Annotated in this window: 17 protein-coding genes; all 17 read right to left on the reverse strand. The window is 47.8% G+C overall.

The genetic code is table 11. The annotated features are described in order from the left end of the window. Positions 1-150: 150 nt before the first annotated feature. The 17 genes from HYR79_05080 to murG all read right to left on the reverse strand — a co-directional run bounded on the left by HYR79_05080 (position 151) and on the right by murG (position 15,891). Complete coding sequence (locus HYR79_05080; GenBank protein ID MBI1821066.1) at positions 151-1,059, reverse strand: LD-carboxypeptidase; 909 nt, start codon at positions 1,057-1,059, stop codon at positions 151-153. Next, entirely contained in the window at positions 1,056-2,168 is a 1,113-nt protein-coding gene (locus HYR79_05085; GenBank protein ID MBI1821067.1) for a beta-lactamase family protein, read from the reverse strand. Before HYR79_05085 ends, HYR79_05080 begins: the two co-directional genes overlap by 4 nt. Positions 2,169-2,175: 7 nt before the next feature. After that, a complete protein-coding gene (gene mpl, locus HYR79_05090; GenBank protein MBI1821068.1) occupies positions 2,176-3,603 on the reverse strand; it encodes a UDP-N-acetylmuramate:L-alanyl-gamma-D-glutamyl-meso-diaminopimelate ligase in 1,428 nt (475 codons plus the stop codon). After that, positions 3,600-4,085 (reverse strand): hypothetical protein, encoded by a 486-nt coding sequence (locus HYR79_05095; GenBank protein ID MBI1821069.1) that lies wholly within the window; start codon positions 4,083-4,085, stop codon positions 3,600-3,602. Before HYR79_05095 ends, mpl begins: the two co-directional genes overlap by 4 nt. Continuing rightward, entirely contained in the window at positions 4,046-4,717 is a 672-nt protein-coding gene (locus HYR79_05100; GenBank protein ID MBI1821070.1) for a hypothetical protein, read from the reverse strand. Before HYR79_05100 ends, HYR79_05095 begins: the two co-directional genes overlap by 40 nt. Before the next feature lie 88 nt (positions 4,718-4,805). Beyond that, on the reverse strand, positions 4,806-5,279 hold the full coding sequence (locus HYR79_05105; GenBank protein MBI1821071.1) for a DivIVA domain-containing protein: 474 nt from the start codon (positions 5,277-5,279) through the stop codon (positions 4,806-4,808). Positions 5,280-5,292: 13 nt separating this feature from the next. Continuing rightward, a complete protein-coding gene (locus tag HYR79_05110) occupies positions 5,293-5,592 on the reverse strand; it encodes a YggT family protein (protein ID MBI1821072.1) in 300 nt (99 codons plus the stop codon). A 299-nt stretch (positions 5,593-5,891) separates the two neighbouring features. Then, positions 5,892-6,701: a pyrroline-5-carboxylate reductase gene (proC, locus tag HYR79_05115; protein ID MBI1821073.1), complete on the reverse strand. Its 810-nt coding sequence runs from the start codon at positions 6,699-6,701 to the stop codon at positions 5,892-5,894. Beyond that, positions 6,698-7,390 (reverse strand): YggS family pyridoxal phosphate-dependent enzyme, encoded by a 693-nt coding sequence (locus HYR79_05120; GenBank protein ID MBI1821074.1) that lies wholly within the window; start codon positions 7,388-7,390, stop codon positions 6,698-6,700. Before HYR79_05120 ends, proC begins: the two co-directional genes overlap by 4 nt. A 1-nt stretch (position 7,391) precedes the next feature. Next, complete coding sequence (pgeF, locus tag HYR79_05125) at positions 7,392-8,165, reverse strand: peptidoglycan editing factor PgeF (GenBank protein MBI1821075.1); 774 nt, start codon at positions 8,163-8,165, stop codon at positions 7,392-7,394. Then, on the reverse strand, positions 8,122-9,276 hold the full coding sequence (ftsZ, locus tag HYR79_05130) for a cell division protein FtsZ (GenBank protein MBI1821076.1): 1,155 nt from the start codon (positions 9,274-9,276) through the stop codon (positions 8,122-8,124). Before ftsZ ends, pgeF begins: the two co-directional genes overlap by 44 nt. 96 nt (positions 9,277-9,372) lie before the next feature. Next, positions 9,373-10,593 carry a cell division protein FtsA gene (ftsA, locus tag HYR79_05135; GenBank protein ID MBI1821077.1) on the reverse strand — a complete coding sequence of 407 codons (1,221 nt, stop codon included), beginning with the start codon at positions 10,591-10,593 and terminating at the stop codon, positions 9,373-9,375. Positions 10,594-10,805: 212 nt separating this feature from the next. Continuing rightward, entirely contained in the window at positions 10,806-11,636 is an 831-nt protein-coding gene (locus tag HYR79_05140; protein ID MBI1821078.1) for an FtsQ-type POTRA domain-containing protein, read from the reverse strand. Beyond that, positions 11,617-12,540, reverse strand: a complete 924-nt coding sequence (locus tag HYR79_05145) for a D-alanine--D-alanine ligase (GenBank protein ID MBI1821079.1) — start codon at positions 12,538-12,540, stop codon at positions 11,617-11,619. The genes HYR79_05140 and HYR79_05145 overlap by 20 nt, the downstream gene beginning before the upstream one ends. Continuing rightward, positions 12,524-13,435 carry a UDP-N-acetylmuramate dehydrogenase gene (gene murB / locus HYR79_05150; protein MBI1821080.1) on the reverse strand — a complete coding sequence of 304 codons (912 nt, stop codon included), beginning with the start codon at positions 13,433-13,435 and terminating at the stop codon, positions 12,524-12,526. The genes HYR79_05145 and murB overlap by 17 nt, the downstream gene beginning before the upstream one ends. 13 nt (positions 13,436-13,448) lie before the next feature. Next, complete coding sequence (locus HYR79_05155; GenBank protein MBI1821081.1) at positions 13,449-14,816, reverse strand: UDP-N-acetylmuramate--L-alanine ligase; 1,368 nt, start codon at positions 14,814-14,816, stop codon at positions 13,449-13,451. Continuing rightward, a complete protein-coding gene (gene murG / locus HYR79_05160) occupies positions 14,809-15,891 on the reverse strand; it encodes an undecaprenyldiphospho-muramoylpentapeptide beta-N-acetylglucosaminyltransferase (protein MBI1821082.1) in 1,083 nt (360 codons plus the stop codon). Before murG ends, HYR79_05155 begins: the two co-directional genes overlap by 8 nt. Positions 15,892-15,901: the final 10 nt, after the last annotated feature.

The following is a 15,901-nucleotide window of genomic DNA, read 5'->3' on the forward strand; positions in this document are numbered from 1 at the left end:
AGTCGGGAATGAGATGGACCGTCAAAGGCGCCAATGCGATTATCGCCCTGCGCTGCTGCCAAATCAGCGGCCGGTGGGAGGAGTTTTGGGGAAATCGGGCAACCGGGTGAGAAGTTTACCCATAAATTTGTCTCACACCCGAAAAATCCCCTAACCGACGGGGGATTCTAAAAAGGTTATCGTCCGTTCATTTCCATTTAAATGAACTTTTAAACCGAGCGGGAGGGTGATGTTTTCATTGCCGTGCCCAAAAGGAACCCCCCAAAGCGCCGGACACGCAACGTCTTCCAGACAGCTCAAAACCACCTCTTTTAAGGTGTAACCCGAATCGGGAGGCGGGTCGCAATTCAAAAGCGTCCCAAATAAAATTCCTTTTACCTTTTGAAATTTCCCGGCCATTTTAAGGTGTGTCAGCATCCGGTCAATCCGGTAAGGGGGTTCGTTGACCTCCTCGATAAAGAGAATTTTTCCTTCCGTATCGATCTCGTAAGGCGTTCCTATCGAACTACAAAGGAGCGACAGACACCCTCCGGTTAAGGCTCCTTCCCCTGTTCCCTCTTTTAAACTTTTCATCGTGGGATGAAAAAATTTTCCGATGGGGTCTCTGGAAGTCAGCATTCTTAAAAAAAAATGGTCAGAAAGGGGATTTTGGGTCCGGCTGAAATGGGAAACCATCGGACCATGAAAAACAGGAATTTCGAAGTTGGAGAGATGGAGAAGAAGGGTCGTGAGGTCGCTACACCCGATAAAAATTTTATCCGATCCTTTTAATTGTTTCATCTCTAAATGGGGAATTAATCTCACCGATCCATATCCCCCGCGGGCACAAAGGATTGCCCTGACATCCTGGGCAAACATCCATTGAAGGTCTTCAGCTCTTTGCCGGTCAGTTGCGGAAAAATAACGGAACGAATCGGCAAGATGTTTGCCCATGACGACCTCAAAACCGAGTTTTCGAATCCTCTCCAGCCCCTTTTCAAGAGCAGATGGATCCATTTTCCCCGCAGGAGCAACGATCCCGATGGCGTCCCCTTTTTTCAGGGCTTTCGGCTTTTTCATGGAAGACCTTTATGAATGACCGTCTGGTAGATCTGATCATGGAGGAGGGGTCTGAATTCCTTCAAGGCATTATTTTCTCGCGTGGGATGAACCCTGTTCGAAAGGAAAATAACCCCCAGATCGACAGCAGGATCAAACCAGAGGGAGGTTCCGGTAAAACCCAGATGACCAAAGGAGCGCCTTGAAAAATAGCGCCCGGCGCTTGAAGGGGCAGAAGGGAACATCCACCCCAGCCCCCAATCTCCGGTAAACCGCTCTCGTTCAACAAAAGCCTTCACCGTTGAAGCCTCCAGAATTCTTCCTTTACCCGCATAGCCGCGTCTCCATTCCCCAAAACAGCCATAGATCCCCCGGGCAGTCCCAAACAAACCCGCGTGTCCCGCTACCCCGCCCATCACAAAAGCGTTATCGTCATGAACTTCCCCCTGGATGACCTTTTTCCGATCCGCCGAATTTTCCGTGGCCACAAACGCTCTCCCCCCTTTTAACGGACCGGGCCGGTCGCGCGGAATAAAGCCGATATCCTGCAAGTTTAACGGGTCTGCTATCTTCTCCTGAAATAACTCGTCGAGATTTTTTCCGGTTTTTCTCTCAAGAATTTCTCCCAATAAAATAAATCCAGGATCACTATACACATTCCGGGTTCCCGGTGGATAGACTAAAGGTTCCTCATGGATGGCTCGATAAATGGAATTTTTAATTTTTGCCTGATCGGTTTTGGGATCAATGGAGGAATAATAAGGCCTCCAGTCGGGAAGGCCCGATGAATGATTTAATAAGGCTCTTAGAGTTGTTCCCGAAAGTTCTCTGGAAAGAGGTTTTTCCAACAATTGACCCACGGTTTGATCCAGGGAAAGAATTCCTTCCTGAATGAAAAGCGCGATGAGCTGGGTCGTCACAAGGGGCTTGGTTAATGAAGCCAGGTCAAAGAGGGTATTTTTTTTTACCGGCTCTGGAATCAGCCCTCCAAGATGAAAAGAAGTAAACCCCGCCTCTTTTTGGAATGAGATTTCACCTTGATAGAAAACCAGTAACGATGCTCCTGAACAAATTTTTTTTGAAACGGCCTGCTCAAGAAGGGATTCGATTTCGTGGAATGAGGTCTTCACCAAACCATTAGCGGTTTTGCAGGGCTTTTAAAAGTTTTCCGTGGATTCCGTCAAATCCCCCGCTCGACATGACACAGATTAAATCCCCCGATTGAATTTTAGGCACAATCCTGGAAACGATTTCATCGGCATTTTGATAAAGAAAGGCCTCTGTCCCCGACAGACCGATGTCCCGCACAAGCTGAGCGGGATCCAGCCGTTCTTGCGGGGGAATCTTTTCCAGGCCGATCGGGTGAGAGATAATGACCTTTGAAGCCAGGTTGAAGCTTTGACTGAATTCTTTTTGAAAAAAGTTCCTTCGGCTGGTCGCGGAACGAGGTTCGAAAATAACCCAGATCGCTCTCCCGGGATATCTCATCTTAATCCCGCTCAAGGTCTCTTTAATCGCCGTCGGATGATGCGCAAAATCGTCCATCACCAGGATATGATCGACTTCCCCTGCAATCTCCTGGCGCCGCTTGACGCCTTGAAATGTTTCTATTCCTTTTTGAATGTCTTCCCTGGTCAACTTTAAATGAAAACTCAAGCCAATCACTGCCAGACTATTTTTTAAATTGTAGTGTCCCATTAAAGGCGTCACAAAAGATCCAAATTGCGATCCCTGATAATAAACATCGAAGGAAAGCCCTTCTTTGGACGCCTCGATTTTGCGAGCGCTCCAATCGTATGTTCCATCCAGCCCGTAGGTTTCCAAACGACAGCGGCAATCGCCCAGGATTTCCTTGATATTCGAATCTTCTCCTGAAACCATCAGCATTCCTTCTGAGGGAATCAGCTGGATGAATTGATGAAAAGCCTGCTGAATATGACGAAGGTCTTTATAGATATCTCCATGATCAAACTCAATGCTGGTTAAAATGCTGTACATCGGCCGATAATGGAGAAATTTCGGACCTTTATCGAAGAAAGCGGAATCGTATTCATCTCCTTCAACCACAAAAAAAGGACCTTTTCCCAACTGATAATTTCCTTTGAAGTTTTTTACAAATCCTCCGATCATAAATCCGGGATTCAATCCCGCGGCTTCCAGGACCCATGCGATTAAAGAGGAGGTTGTCGTCTTTCCATGGGTTCCCGTTATGACCACAGTTTTTTTTCCCTGAAGAAAAAATTGGCTCAGCGCCTGAGGCAGTGAAAGATAAGGAAGCTGTTTTGAAAGAACCGCCTGAACCTCGGGATTTGATCTGGACACCGCATTTCCGATGATCACCAGATCCACATCGGGATCAATGTTTTTTTCTGAAAATCCATTCCGGCATTCGATCCCCTGATCCTTCAACACGGCGCTCATGGGCGGGTAAATATGCTCATCCGAGCCGGTCACCCGGTAGCCGGAGGCCTTTAACATCCCCGCGAGCGATCCCATTCCGGTCCCGCAGACGGCAACCATATGGATATGTTTTGCTTTTGAAACCTCCAGGGGCAGGGTCGTCATTCGGACCTCTTAAAGAAAACCGTGAATCCCTCTTTGGCAATATCCGATCCCTTGATCCGCCAGCGGCCATTATTGATGACAAGGGCGGCTATTGCAATCTCCGGCTTTTCAAGAGGCGCCATTCCCACAAACCAACTATACTTTCCGCGAGGGTCATTCCCTGTCAGGGACCCTGTTTTTCCGCCAATGGTAATATCTCGGAGGGCCGCAGACCGGTGGTAAGACCGGAAGGCCCTTCGCGAGGTTCCCATGATGACTGTTTTGCCCATCATCTCTCTTAAAAGGTCGGTGGTGTTTTTTGAAACAACCTGCCCGACGACTTCTTTCGTCGGCGCATACAGCTCATTTCCGTTCTTATCTACCACTTTTTCGATTAAATGAGGAACGAGAAAATCCCCGCCGTTTCCGATGGCAGACGCAATTAGAGCGCCATGTAAAGGACTCATCTCAATGTCGCCAAATCCTGCCGCGGTATAGGCCACCTGTTTCCTGCCTTCTGGAATATAAGCGTGGCTGATTTGAACTGGAATTTCAAAAAAATTGGGCGATTAAAACCAAAAGCATTGGCATAGGAAAGGAGGGTCGAATTGTCCAGCCAGCGGCTGGCCACTTTCGCAAAAGGAACGTTCGCTGATTTGGCAAGCGCATCCGATAAAGAGATGGTTTTAAAGTCTCTTTCCGGATCATCCTCCCAATTTGTTTTCCGCAGGCGATAGAGCCCGCCATGAAACGCAATCATCGTATCCGGATTGGCTTTTTTCTCCTCTAGAGCCGCGGCCGCGGTCACCAGTTTAAAAATCGAAGCCGCCGGATAGGTCGCTTTGACGGAAAGCCCCTTCAAGCCCGGGTTATAGCTGGAATGTTCGGCCAGAGCGAGAACCTTTCCGGAAGAAGGGTCGATGGCGACAAAAACGCCGTAAGGAACACGATAGTCTTTTAAGTACTTTTTCATCCTTTCCTGAAGAGTCGGATCAAGCGTGTAGATGACGGTTTTTCCATCAGCAAATTCAGTCTGATACTGGTGGTTAACCGGGTGGGAAAATTCAGGGGAAAAAGGAAGGGAAAAAGATTCCGACGGGACCTGAGGTTCGGCTTTTAAAACCACAGGGATCATGACACCGAAAATTCCGGTTAAAAAGAGGCTAACGATAAATTTCCTCTTACAAAAAATGAAAGTTTCTCTCATGTTTTTTTATGATACCCTAGGAAAGTTTTTCTGTTTCTTTTTCCGCTTGCTCTTCAACGGATAAGGACACTTCAAAGCTTTTGACCATCGATCTTAAGTGTTCAATAAAGAGAAGTTTTTGCCGTTTTAAATGAATTAAATCACTTCTTAACCGGGCGGCTTCTTCCTTCACGTTCTTGATAATTTGCTCCCCCTGAACTTCCGCCTCCCTGATCATCATCGTTGATTCTTTCAACGTATTGGCCTTTTGCATTTCCACGAGTCCCTGTGCGGAGATCAACGTTTGACTGAGAAGCACTTCTTTCTTTTTTAATTCGGTCAATTCAGCTTCAACATGAGCCATCTGCTCTTTTAAATAAAGGTTTTCTTTAATCAAAGCCTCATAGTCCTCGGTTAGAGTGCTAAGGAAAGTATCGACTTCTTCCCTATCATATCCCTTCCATCTGATTTTAAATCCCATTTGCTGAATATCAAGCGGTGTGATTTTCATGTGTCCTCACTTTTTAAGAAAATTGCCTCGCAAATTGATAAAGTGTTTTGACGAGGAAACTCTGTAAAAAATAAATAATTAAAATAACAATTAAAGGGGAAAGATCAATCCCGAAACCATAACTTCCCATCATTCTTCGAAAAGGGTAAAGGGCGGGTTCCGTGACCTTGTGTAAAAACTGTACGATCGGATTATAGGGATCGGGATTGACCCACGATACCAGGGCCCGGGCGATAATAATGTAGGTATAAATCGTTAAGGCATAGTCTAACAGGGTCGCAAATGAAGCTATAAAATTTCCCATCACAAACATAATTTGTTTTTGCTCCTCATGGCGAAAGACGAAACCTTAATGTTTTATTATACCCTATCCAGCCGATAAAAGTACCCGTTAAACACCCAAGACCAGCGATAGACTTCGCACCCACTTATTAATCATGTCATTGCGAGCACCGAAGGGTGCGTGGCAATCTTATCGTAAAGTCTTGAGATTGCTTCACTTTGTTCGCAATGACAGCTTTCTAACTCTGTTCTTGAATTCATCGAAGTCTCCATCCATGGCATACCAGGCACTTTCGTCAATGCCCACCCTTCACTGAAGGGTTACGGACCTCAGACACTTCCTAATTCGGCGGATCGTTTGGCCGCCGCCTCCATCGCAGAAATCACGATTTCTTTAAATCGTCCGCTTTCGAGCATGGCGAGTCCTGCAAGCGTCGTCCCCCCCGGTGAGGTCACTTTTTTAATCTGTTCCGCAGGGGTAAGGTCCAGCTTGATCAGCATTTTGACGGCCCCAAAAAGGGTTTGCGTTGCCATCTGGTAGGCCACGGGTTCAGACAGGCCCATTTTAACGCCGCCCTCGACTAAAGCTTCGACAAACGTAAAAACATAGGCCGGTCCGCTTCCCGACAGGGCTGTTACGGCATCCATTTTATCTTCGGTCACGACGATTGTTTTCCCGACCCGGTTAAAAATTCTTCTCACGAAAGCCTTTTCTTCGGACGACAGCCTCCCGCTGTAAACAAGAGCGGTCATCCCCTTTTTCAGGATGGCCGGGGTATTGGGCATCGCGCGAGCCACCTTCTGATCCCGTTTTAAAACCGTTTGAATTTTTTCAATCGACACCCCGGCGGCTACAGAGACCACAACCGCTTCGGGCAAAAGAAAATCCCTGATTTCATTTAACAGCGCGGTCATCATTTGAGGTTTGACGGCCAGGACCACGAACGCCTTCCCCTCGACGGCTTCCTTCAAATGGCGGGCCACCCGGACCTTGTATTTTCCCGCTTTTTTCATGGAAAGCGGGTCCGGGTCGAAAACAGAAATTTTCTCCGGCGAAGTAAAGGGAAGGGAAACGAGCGATTTTAAAAGGATCGATCCCATATTCCCCACGCCTAAAACCGAAAAACTCGCCTGACTCATGGCTCTCTTTCTCCAAAGAGGGCTCTGCCGATTCGGACATGGGTCGCTCCCTCTTCGATCGCGACCTCAAAATCATTCGACATCCCCATCGAATAGACCTCAAAAGACCGCTCCAATCGCCCTGCCATTCGTTTACCCAGGGTTTTGAGAGATTTAAAAAAAAGCCTGGATCCTTCAGGATTTAAGGAGAAAGGAGGAATCGTCATTAAACCCATTACTTTAAGCCATTTTAGCTGACTCATTCTTTCCATAGCAAGTAAAGCCTCTTCCGGTGAAAACCCTTCTTTGGAAATTTCTCCGGACAAATTAACCTCCATTAAAATACTTTGAAGAACCCTTTTTTTTTCAGCCTGACGTGAAATTTCTTCAGCCAGACCCACGGAGTCGACCGAGTGAATTAACGAAAATCGTCCCACGGCAAACCTAGCTTTATTCCGCTGAAGTTTTCCGATAAAATGCCACTCCAGGGAATACCCCTTTTTCTCCAATTCTTCCATTTTCGGAAGAGCTTCTTGAATCTTATTTTCCCCCGCGATTTTTATTCCTTCCTCAACCGCCTCGATGACTCGATCCACCCCCACCGTTTTGGTGACGGCAATAAGTTGAACGTCTTCCGGGGATCTTCCAATTTTTAAACAGGTTTGGGTGATTCGCTTGCGGACAAGGTCTAAACGGGCTCGTATCGACATGTTATTTCAACCGGATTCCGCTGATGATTCTACCCGCCCGGGCGCCGTCTCTCCGATAGGAGGGAAGTCTACGGGCTGAGCAAAAGGTGCAAACATCGCTGGTTTCGATGTTATTTTCTAAAACCCCCTCCTCCATCAGCTGTCTTCTATTCAACGCCTGCAAATCGAGCGTTTGTCGTCCCTTTTCTCTTCGGATTAAATCGGGCCATTGGGGAAACTTTTCGTGAAATTTTTCCGCGACATCGTTTTGAATTTCAAAACAACAGACATGGATCGAAGGGCCGCATACCACCCGCAGATGAGCGGGGTCTCCCTGATAAACCTCAGCGATCTTTTTAACCATGTCCCGGCTGATATTGAGGAAACTTCCCCTCCAGCCCGCATGGACCGCGCCAACCACTTTTTTCTCCGGGTCAAAGAACAACAGGGGAAGGCAATCGGCCGAATAAATGGTTAAGACGAGGTTTGGCCGCGAGGTTAACATGCCGTCAAACTCGAATCGGCTGAAGTTTGAACCGGAAAGATCGTTGACATGTTCGGACCGGACATCTAAAACCGCCCGGCCATGGACCTGTTTGACCTGACATGCCGGGGCCGTTATTTTTTCAAAAAAGGAAGCCTCGGGCGAAAAAAAACAATCCACTTCTGCCGTTTCAAAAACGCGGGGAATCGATCTCATAAGAGCCTTTTGGGACTCCTCTAAATTAAAAAGCTTGCCGTTTTTCATCGGATCAGCGCGGTTTGTTCCGTAAAAATGCCGGGATTTCCCACTCATCTTCCTCAATTTGAACCTCCACTTTCGGAACTTGAGGCAACCGGTTCCGGACAAATGTTGGGGAATCCATCTCCTTGCCGGCCTCCGCTTGAGCGCCTTCGAACTTTCTATAAATCTCTTTCTCTTTAACCGGTCCGTTTTCGGGATGACCTTTCTTTTCGAAGCCGGTCGCAATAACGGTCACCACAATTTCTTCAGAAAGGGCTTCATTGATCACCGCGCCAAAAATAATATTCGCGTCAGGGTCCGCGCCTCTTTGAATAATCGAGGAGGCCTCTTCGACTTCGTGAAGTGAAAGATCGTATCCCCCCGTAATATTAATCAGAATTCCCTGGGCTCCTTCAATCGACCCTTCATCTAAAAGGGGGCTCGCTACGGCTCTTTGCGCGGCCTCTACGGCACGGTTTGGCCCCGTTCCTTTTCCCATTCCCATAACCGCGCGGCCGTTATAAGACATGATGGTTCGGACGTCCGCAAAATCCACGTTAATCAAGCCCGGGGTGGTAATTAAATCGGCAATTCCATGAACCGCCTGATGAAGAACGTCATCAGCAATTTTAAAAGCAGATATCAAAGGAGTGGTTTTATCGACCAGGCCTAAAATTTTCTGATTGGGAATCACGATCAAGGTGTCGGAATTTAACTTGAGTTCATGAATTCCCTCCTCGGCCCGCTGGGCCCGTTTGGACCCTTCAAATAAAAACGGCCGGGTGACGACCGCGACGGTTAAAGCGCCCAGTTCTTTGGCAATATGGGCGATGATGGGCGCGGCCCCCGTTCCGGTCCCTCCTCCCATTCCAGCGGTCACAAAAACCATATCCGCGCCCTGAAGGAATTCCTTGATTTTTTCGGAATCTTCTAAAGCGGCTTCCCTCCCCATATGAGGGTTAGCTCCGGCGCCCAGCCCTTTGGTCGCCTTGCTTCCAATCTGCAATTTTTGCGGAGATAAAGAAAGTCCCATCGCCTGGACATCTGTGTTTACGGCAATAAACTCAACCCCGTCCAAATGGCTTGCGATCATCGTATTCACCGCGTTGCATCCTCCCCCCCCCACGCCGATGACCTTAATTTTTGCAGCCTTAGGTTCGTGTTCCTCTTCGAATAAAAACATAACGTCCCCCCCCCGCACAGAGCCGGCTCGCTGGCGCCCGTTCCTTCTTTTAAGGCAAGCGCGCTTCCACAGCCAGGCTCATTTTGTGATTAATGTTTAAAAAATTTCTTTAAACCATTCCTTCATTTTTAAAATTAGATTTCCGTTTTGAGGCGCGTGTTGTTCCGGCCTTTCGCGGGTGCGGACTGCGTATAAAATCAACCCGACGCCGGTCGCATACATCGGACTCCTTACCACATCCGCCACTCCTCCTACATGAATCGGATAACCCACGCGGACCGGAAGATCGAGGACCCGTTCCGCCACTTCGACCATTCCCTCCATAAGAGCGCTCCCGCCCGTAATAACCACACCGGACGCGGATATTTCATTCTTGCCGTTTTTTTTGATTTCCTGGGAAACCAATTGAAAGATTTCAACCGAACGCGATTCAATGATTTCGGAAAGATAATTCCGGGACAAAATTCTCGGCGCCCGCCCTCCCACGCTGGGGACTTCAATCGTTTCCTCATGATTGTCCTGTTTTTTAAGAGCGTAGCCGTACCTGATTTTTATTTTTTCGGCCTCGGCGAGCGGGGTTCTCAATCCGACGGCGATATCGTTGGTCAGATGATTTCCACCGATCGGGATCACGGCCGTATGCCAAATGCTTCCATTTTTAAAAATAGCAACGTCCGTTGTTCCTCCTCCGATATCGATCAACGTAACTCCCAATTCTTTTTCTTCGGGGAACAAAACCGATTCACTGGAGGCCATGGGTTGTAAAATTAATTCAATGGTCTCCAGCCCGGCCCGTTGTATGCTTTTAACGATATTTTGCGAGGAGGCGACAGCCCCGGTAATAATATGGACCGCGGCTTCCAGGCGGACGCCGGACATTCCCAAAGGGTCTTTAATTCCATCTTGATCATCTACCGTAAACGTTTGGGGGAGGATATGGAGTATTTCCCGATCCTGCGGGATCGCGACGGCCTTTGCGGCTCCAATGACCCTTTTAATGTCGGACTGAAGGACCTCTTCCTCCTTAACCGCGATGACACCCTTGCTGTTGAATCCTTTAATATGGCTTCCGGCAATTCCCGCGTAAACCGAATTGATCTGAACACCCGCCATCAGTTCGGCCTCTTCCACAGCCTTCCGGATTGATTCTACGGTACTCTCTATATTGACAATCACCCCTTTTCGAATGCCATTTGAAGGATGGGTTCCAATCCCGATGATGTTCACTTTTTGATGATCAACCACATCTGCGACAATCGCACAGGTCTTGGTCGTTCCAATATCTAAACCCACTACAATTTTTTCAATCTTGCTCATAAGGAACCCTCAAAACTTGTAAGGTGACCCTAAAACAGAGATAGAAAGTTGTCATTGCGAGCGAAGCGAAGCAATCTCGCCATCTTGAGCCGAGATCGCCACGCACCCTACGGGTGCTCGCGATGACAGGAAAAACAAGGAGTTTCAAATCCTATCTCTGTTCTTGGGGGTGACAGCGCATTTGCTTTTTTTTGGATTCTTTTTCATTTCAACTATGTCTTTTCTTTTTGAGGCCTGACAATGACTTTTCCTGCGAAACGCAGATCAATATTTTCGATCGGGATATTTTTGGCCAGAATATCACTCTTGACCGAGAGAAAGCGAAACCACTGCTGGGGAACGTAGGGATACCGGAATAAAAAGGTCGTGCCCCCGATGGTTGCGGCCAGGTCATTATCCGACGTTATTTCTATGGCGGATAAATCTTCTTTGGCCACGAGAAAATGGGGTTTCGCCGTCATTTGAAGAAACTCCAGAGCCCGTTTGACCAAACCCACTTCCTTTTCCTTCCGATGAATCCATTTTTCAATCTGTACGCCTCTTATTTCAGGAATATTCTTGAGCGGCCTTTCCGCTTTCCCGATATAAAACCCCTCTTCATCCGACAGGTAAGTACCCTCTCCTGCACGAAGATACCCCACAGGGTGTTTTTCTGTGACCTGGACCTCGATGAGATCCGGCAGATGTTTTTTTAATCTTACTTTTCGGATCCAGGGCTCATTTTCCAAATCCTTCCGAACCTCATTGAGGTTAATCTTAAACAACGATTGATGCCGAATCCCCAGCAAATGGGCCATGACCTGATCTTCATTCAAATAAATCAAACCCGTGACCTGGATTTCCTGAACCTTAAAGAACGCAAGAGAATTTATCCAGAAGGTAGCCGCCTCCCCCCCGGCACCGATTGCTCCCGCCGACAATAAAACCAAAAAAACCTTCCCGATGACCGGAAAAAGACTCCGCGTCTTTTTTTTCCGATTGGGCTGAAGCCGTTTATCATTTTTCCCCGGGTACTGACCCCGTCTATTTTTCCTTAATAGCACAGGACAAAATCCTTTCCACCAGCCGGTCAAACGGAATCCCCACCCCTCGCGCAATCTCGGGGAGGAGGCTGGTTTCGGTCATGCCCGGAAGCGTGTTGACCTCCAGTAAATAGGGCTGATTATTTTGATCCAGCAGAAAATCAACCCTGCTATAACCCCTGCAATTCAAAGCACGATGCCCGGCCAGCCCCATCTCCATGATTTTTTGGTAGAGATCGGACGGTAAAGGCGCGGGAAAAAGATGCTCGGACATACCCGGAACATACTTCGCGGTGTAATCATAAAATTTTCTCTTCGTTTTAATTTCAATAATCCCCAGAGCCCGGTCTTCCAGGATTCCGACCTGAACCTCTCTGCCGGAAATGTAGGGTTCAACCAGAATCACTTCGCCATACCGGAACGCTTCTTCGACCGCGGATTTTAAAAGATCAGAGGTTTCTACAATCGAAATACCGACACTGGATCCCTCCTGACCCGGTTTGACCACCCAGGGAAGGCCAAACGGAACGGCCTGTGTTGAAAAGTCCCCTTTTTGATCTTTTCTTAGTAAATAAAAACCTGGGACAGGGAGGCTGTGTTGCATGAAAATCTTTCGGGAAGCCGCTTTATCCATTCCCAACGCGCTCGCGAGAACGCCTGATCCCGTATAGGGAATTTTCAAGGTCTCCAGCAATCCCTGAATGCACCCATCTTCTCCGAATTTGCCATGCAACCCGTTGAAAACGATTTCGATTGATTCTTCTTCTAAAAGACGGCAAATCGACCGCCCCATCTGAATGGGCACAGCCTTGTAATGGTTCCTTGTGAGAGCGTTTAAAATCGCGGTACCCGTTTTAATCGAAACTTCAGACTCCGCAGAATCTCCCCCCATTAAAACACCTATTTTCTTATGAGTGAGCGGCATTTTTACCTACAATTTTAGCCTCAAGCTCAAGAACGACCCCTTTTTTGGCTTCCACTTCTTTGCCCGCTTTCTTGATCAAACGAATAATATCATTGGAACTCGCCGAACCCCTGTTAATAATGAAGTTACCATGTTTTTGAGAGATTTGCGCCCCGCCGATCTGGAATCCTTTTAAACCCACCTCTTCGATCAGTTTCCCTGCGAATGAACCCTTTGGATTTTTAAAAATCGACCCCACATTGGGATAGGAAAGCGGCTGGGTTTCTCTTCTCTTCTTGAGAAGAAGGGCGATCTTCTCCTGTACCTCATGTTTGGGAGCCTGATCAAGTTTAAAAACACCTCCCAGCAAAACCCCTCTCGGAAATTTTGAGGTTCGATACCCGAACGAGGCCTCTTTTTTATCCATTTCCATAAGGCCGCCCTGAAAAGTCAGTATACGAATCGACTCCACAACGTCGGAAAATTCCCTGCCTGAAATGCCGGCGTTCATTTTAAGGGCTCCCCCGACGCTCCCGGGAATGGAACAGATAAACTCAAACCCTGTCAATGAGGCGTCCAGCGTATATTTCAACAAGCGGGGAAGAAAAACGCCGCTTTCGGCATAGAGCGTCTTTGAGTCCAGTTTTTCAATCCGGTTAAAGTGACTCAGCTTGATGACGATCCCCTGAACTCCTCCGTCCTGAATAATTAAATTCGATCCGGCCCCGATAATAAAAAACGGAATTTTAAACGTTCGGATCTTTTCAAACAGGTGCGTCAGATCTTCAAAATCAAAGGGGAAAACTACGGCGTCCGCATTCCCACCCACCTTTAAGGAGGTATACTTGCTCAAGGGTTCACGGTAGAGAATTTTCCCCTTGAAATTTTTCAAAGCCGATTCAATTGTTTTTATCAACGATTCTTTCATATCAGGACAGGCATTGATAAATCTCCTGGCCGGCCTTCCAGATATCCCCGGCGCCCAGGATGATGACCAGGTCATTTTCTTTTAATTTTGGTAAAATTCTTTTCACCCATTCTCCCTTCCGGGGGAGATATTCCACTTCTGGATGCCCCGTTTTTTTTAATAGATGAAAAAGATTTTCGCTGGAGACTCCTGGAATCGGTTTTTCCCCCGCGCCGTAAATTTCCGTTAGAAAGAGGAGATCGGCGTGATCAAAAGCTTGACCAAAATCTTCCAACAGATCGCGGGTCCTTGTAAATCGATGAGGTTGAAAAAGAACAACCACTCTCCGGTTCCATCCCTGTTTAGCCGCAGCAAGGGTCGCCCGGATTTCGGTCGGATGATGACCATAATCATCCACCACCATGATTCCCTTTCGTTCTCCCAGCAGGTGGAACCGGCGGTCGACGCCGCTGAATTCCTGAAGCGCCTTCCGGATCAACGACACTTCGATTTCGAGTTCAATCCCGACGGCTATTGACGCCAACGCGTTTTGAATATTATGAAGCCCCGGAACTTTTAAGCAAAACGTCCCCAATCCCCTGCCAAAACCAACGACCTCGAAAGAGGAGCGCCACTCCCGCATTTCGATCGTTTCCGCCCGGATATCGGCCATTTCTTTTACCCCGTACGAGACATGCCTTTTTTGGAGGAGGGGAATCATCGTTTGAAGAGGCTTTTCATCCAGGCAAATGATGGAACATCCGTAAAAGGGCACCTTATTCATAAATTCAAGAAAAACTTTTTTAATCTCCTCTAAATCATGGTAATACTCGAGATGTTCCCGATCGATATTCGTCACCACCGTCATCGTAGGGGAAAGTTTCAAGAAAGACCCGTCGCTTTCATCGGCCTCCGCCACCAAAAAGTCTCCCTGCCCTAACTTGGCGTGGCTTCCAAAAAGGTTCAGTTTTCCTCCGATCACCGCGGTGGGGTCAAGCCCCCCCATCGCCAGCACGGAGGCTATCATCGAAGTCGTTGTGGTCTTCCCGTGCGATCCCGCAACCGCAATTCCGTATTTCAAGCGCATGAGTTCTGCCAGCATTTCAGCCCTTGGAATGACCGGAATTTTCAACCGGCGCGCGGTTTCTATTTCACAATTTCCGGACCCGATGGCGGACGAAACAACCACAACCTGGGCCCCCTGAATATGGGACGGATCATGTCCGACAAATACCTTTCCCCCCGCCTTTTCAAGGCGTTTTGTGGTTTCGGTCACCGAAAGATCGGACCCGGTTACCCGATAACCGAGGTTCATCAATACCTCGGCAATTCCGCTCATGCCGGCCCCCCCTATTCCGACGAAATGAAGATGCTTGATTTTTCTAAACATGTCCCAAACCCAACTGGAGGCATCGGTCGATAATGGCTTCAGCCGCGTCTTTTTTCCCAAGCGCCGCTGCTTTTTCAGCCATTAGATTCATCTGGTTCGGGGTTAAGAAAATCCCCTCAATTTTTTTTGCCAGCAGCCGGCCGTCCAGGTCTGCCTGGTCAATAACTTCAGCCGCACCCATTTTTTTAAAAAAATAGGCGTTTTTTTCCTGATGGCGGTGGGCCGCAAACGGGAAAGGGATTAAAATCGCCGGTTTCCCGCATGCGGTCAGTTCGGCAAGGGTTGTCGCCCCGGCTCTACAAATGACAAGATCGGAAGTTTCATAAGCCTGTGCCATATTAAAAATAAAAGGTTCCACCCTGGCAGATATTTTTTTGGCTTCGTATTGCTCCTTCACCCATTGAAAATCTTTGGGTCCCGTTTGATGAATCCATTGGATGGAGAGGCGGGGATCTTTCTTTAAAATGTCCAGCGCGTCGACAACGGCTTGATTAATAGCATGTGCCCCCTGGCTTCCCCCAAACACCAGGAGCGTCAACTCCCCTGATTCTTTTCCGGCACGAATATTGATAATTTCCTTTCGGACGGGGTTCCCGGAGAAGAAAAACTTTTTCCTGGGGAAATAGGCTTTTGATCCTTCAAAAGAACCAAAAACCTGATGGACCCAATGGCCCAATATTTTATTCGTTAAACCGGGAATGACATTCTGTTCCAAAATGATCCGTTTTATCTTTAAAAAGGCCGCAACCAGCAGAACGGGACCCGAAGCATATCCGCCGACGCCGATCACCAAATTGGGTCTAAACGCCTTCAAAAGGCGGTAACTTTGTCCAAGACTTTTAGGAAAACGGATCAAGGTTTTTAACAAAGTCATCCTGTTTTTCCCGATCCATCCTTCGACTTCAATGGTTTTAAGGGTAAACCCTTCTCCGGGCAAAACCCGCGATTCAATCCCTTTTTCCGTCCCGATAAATAAAATCTGAACCCCCTTGAAATAGTTTTGAAAAGCTTTAGCCAGCGCAATGCCCGGATATAAGTGGCCCCCTGTGCCTCCACCGGCAATGACAATTTTCATCTCTTTATCC

Source organism: Nitrospirota bacterium (assembly GCA_016178585.1).
Lineage (GTDB): Bacteria > Nitrospirota > Nitrospiria > JACQBW01 > JACQBW01 > JACOTA01.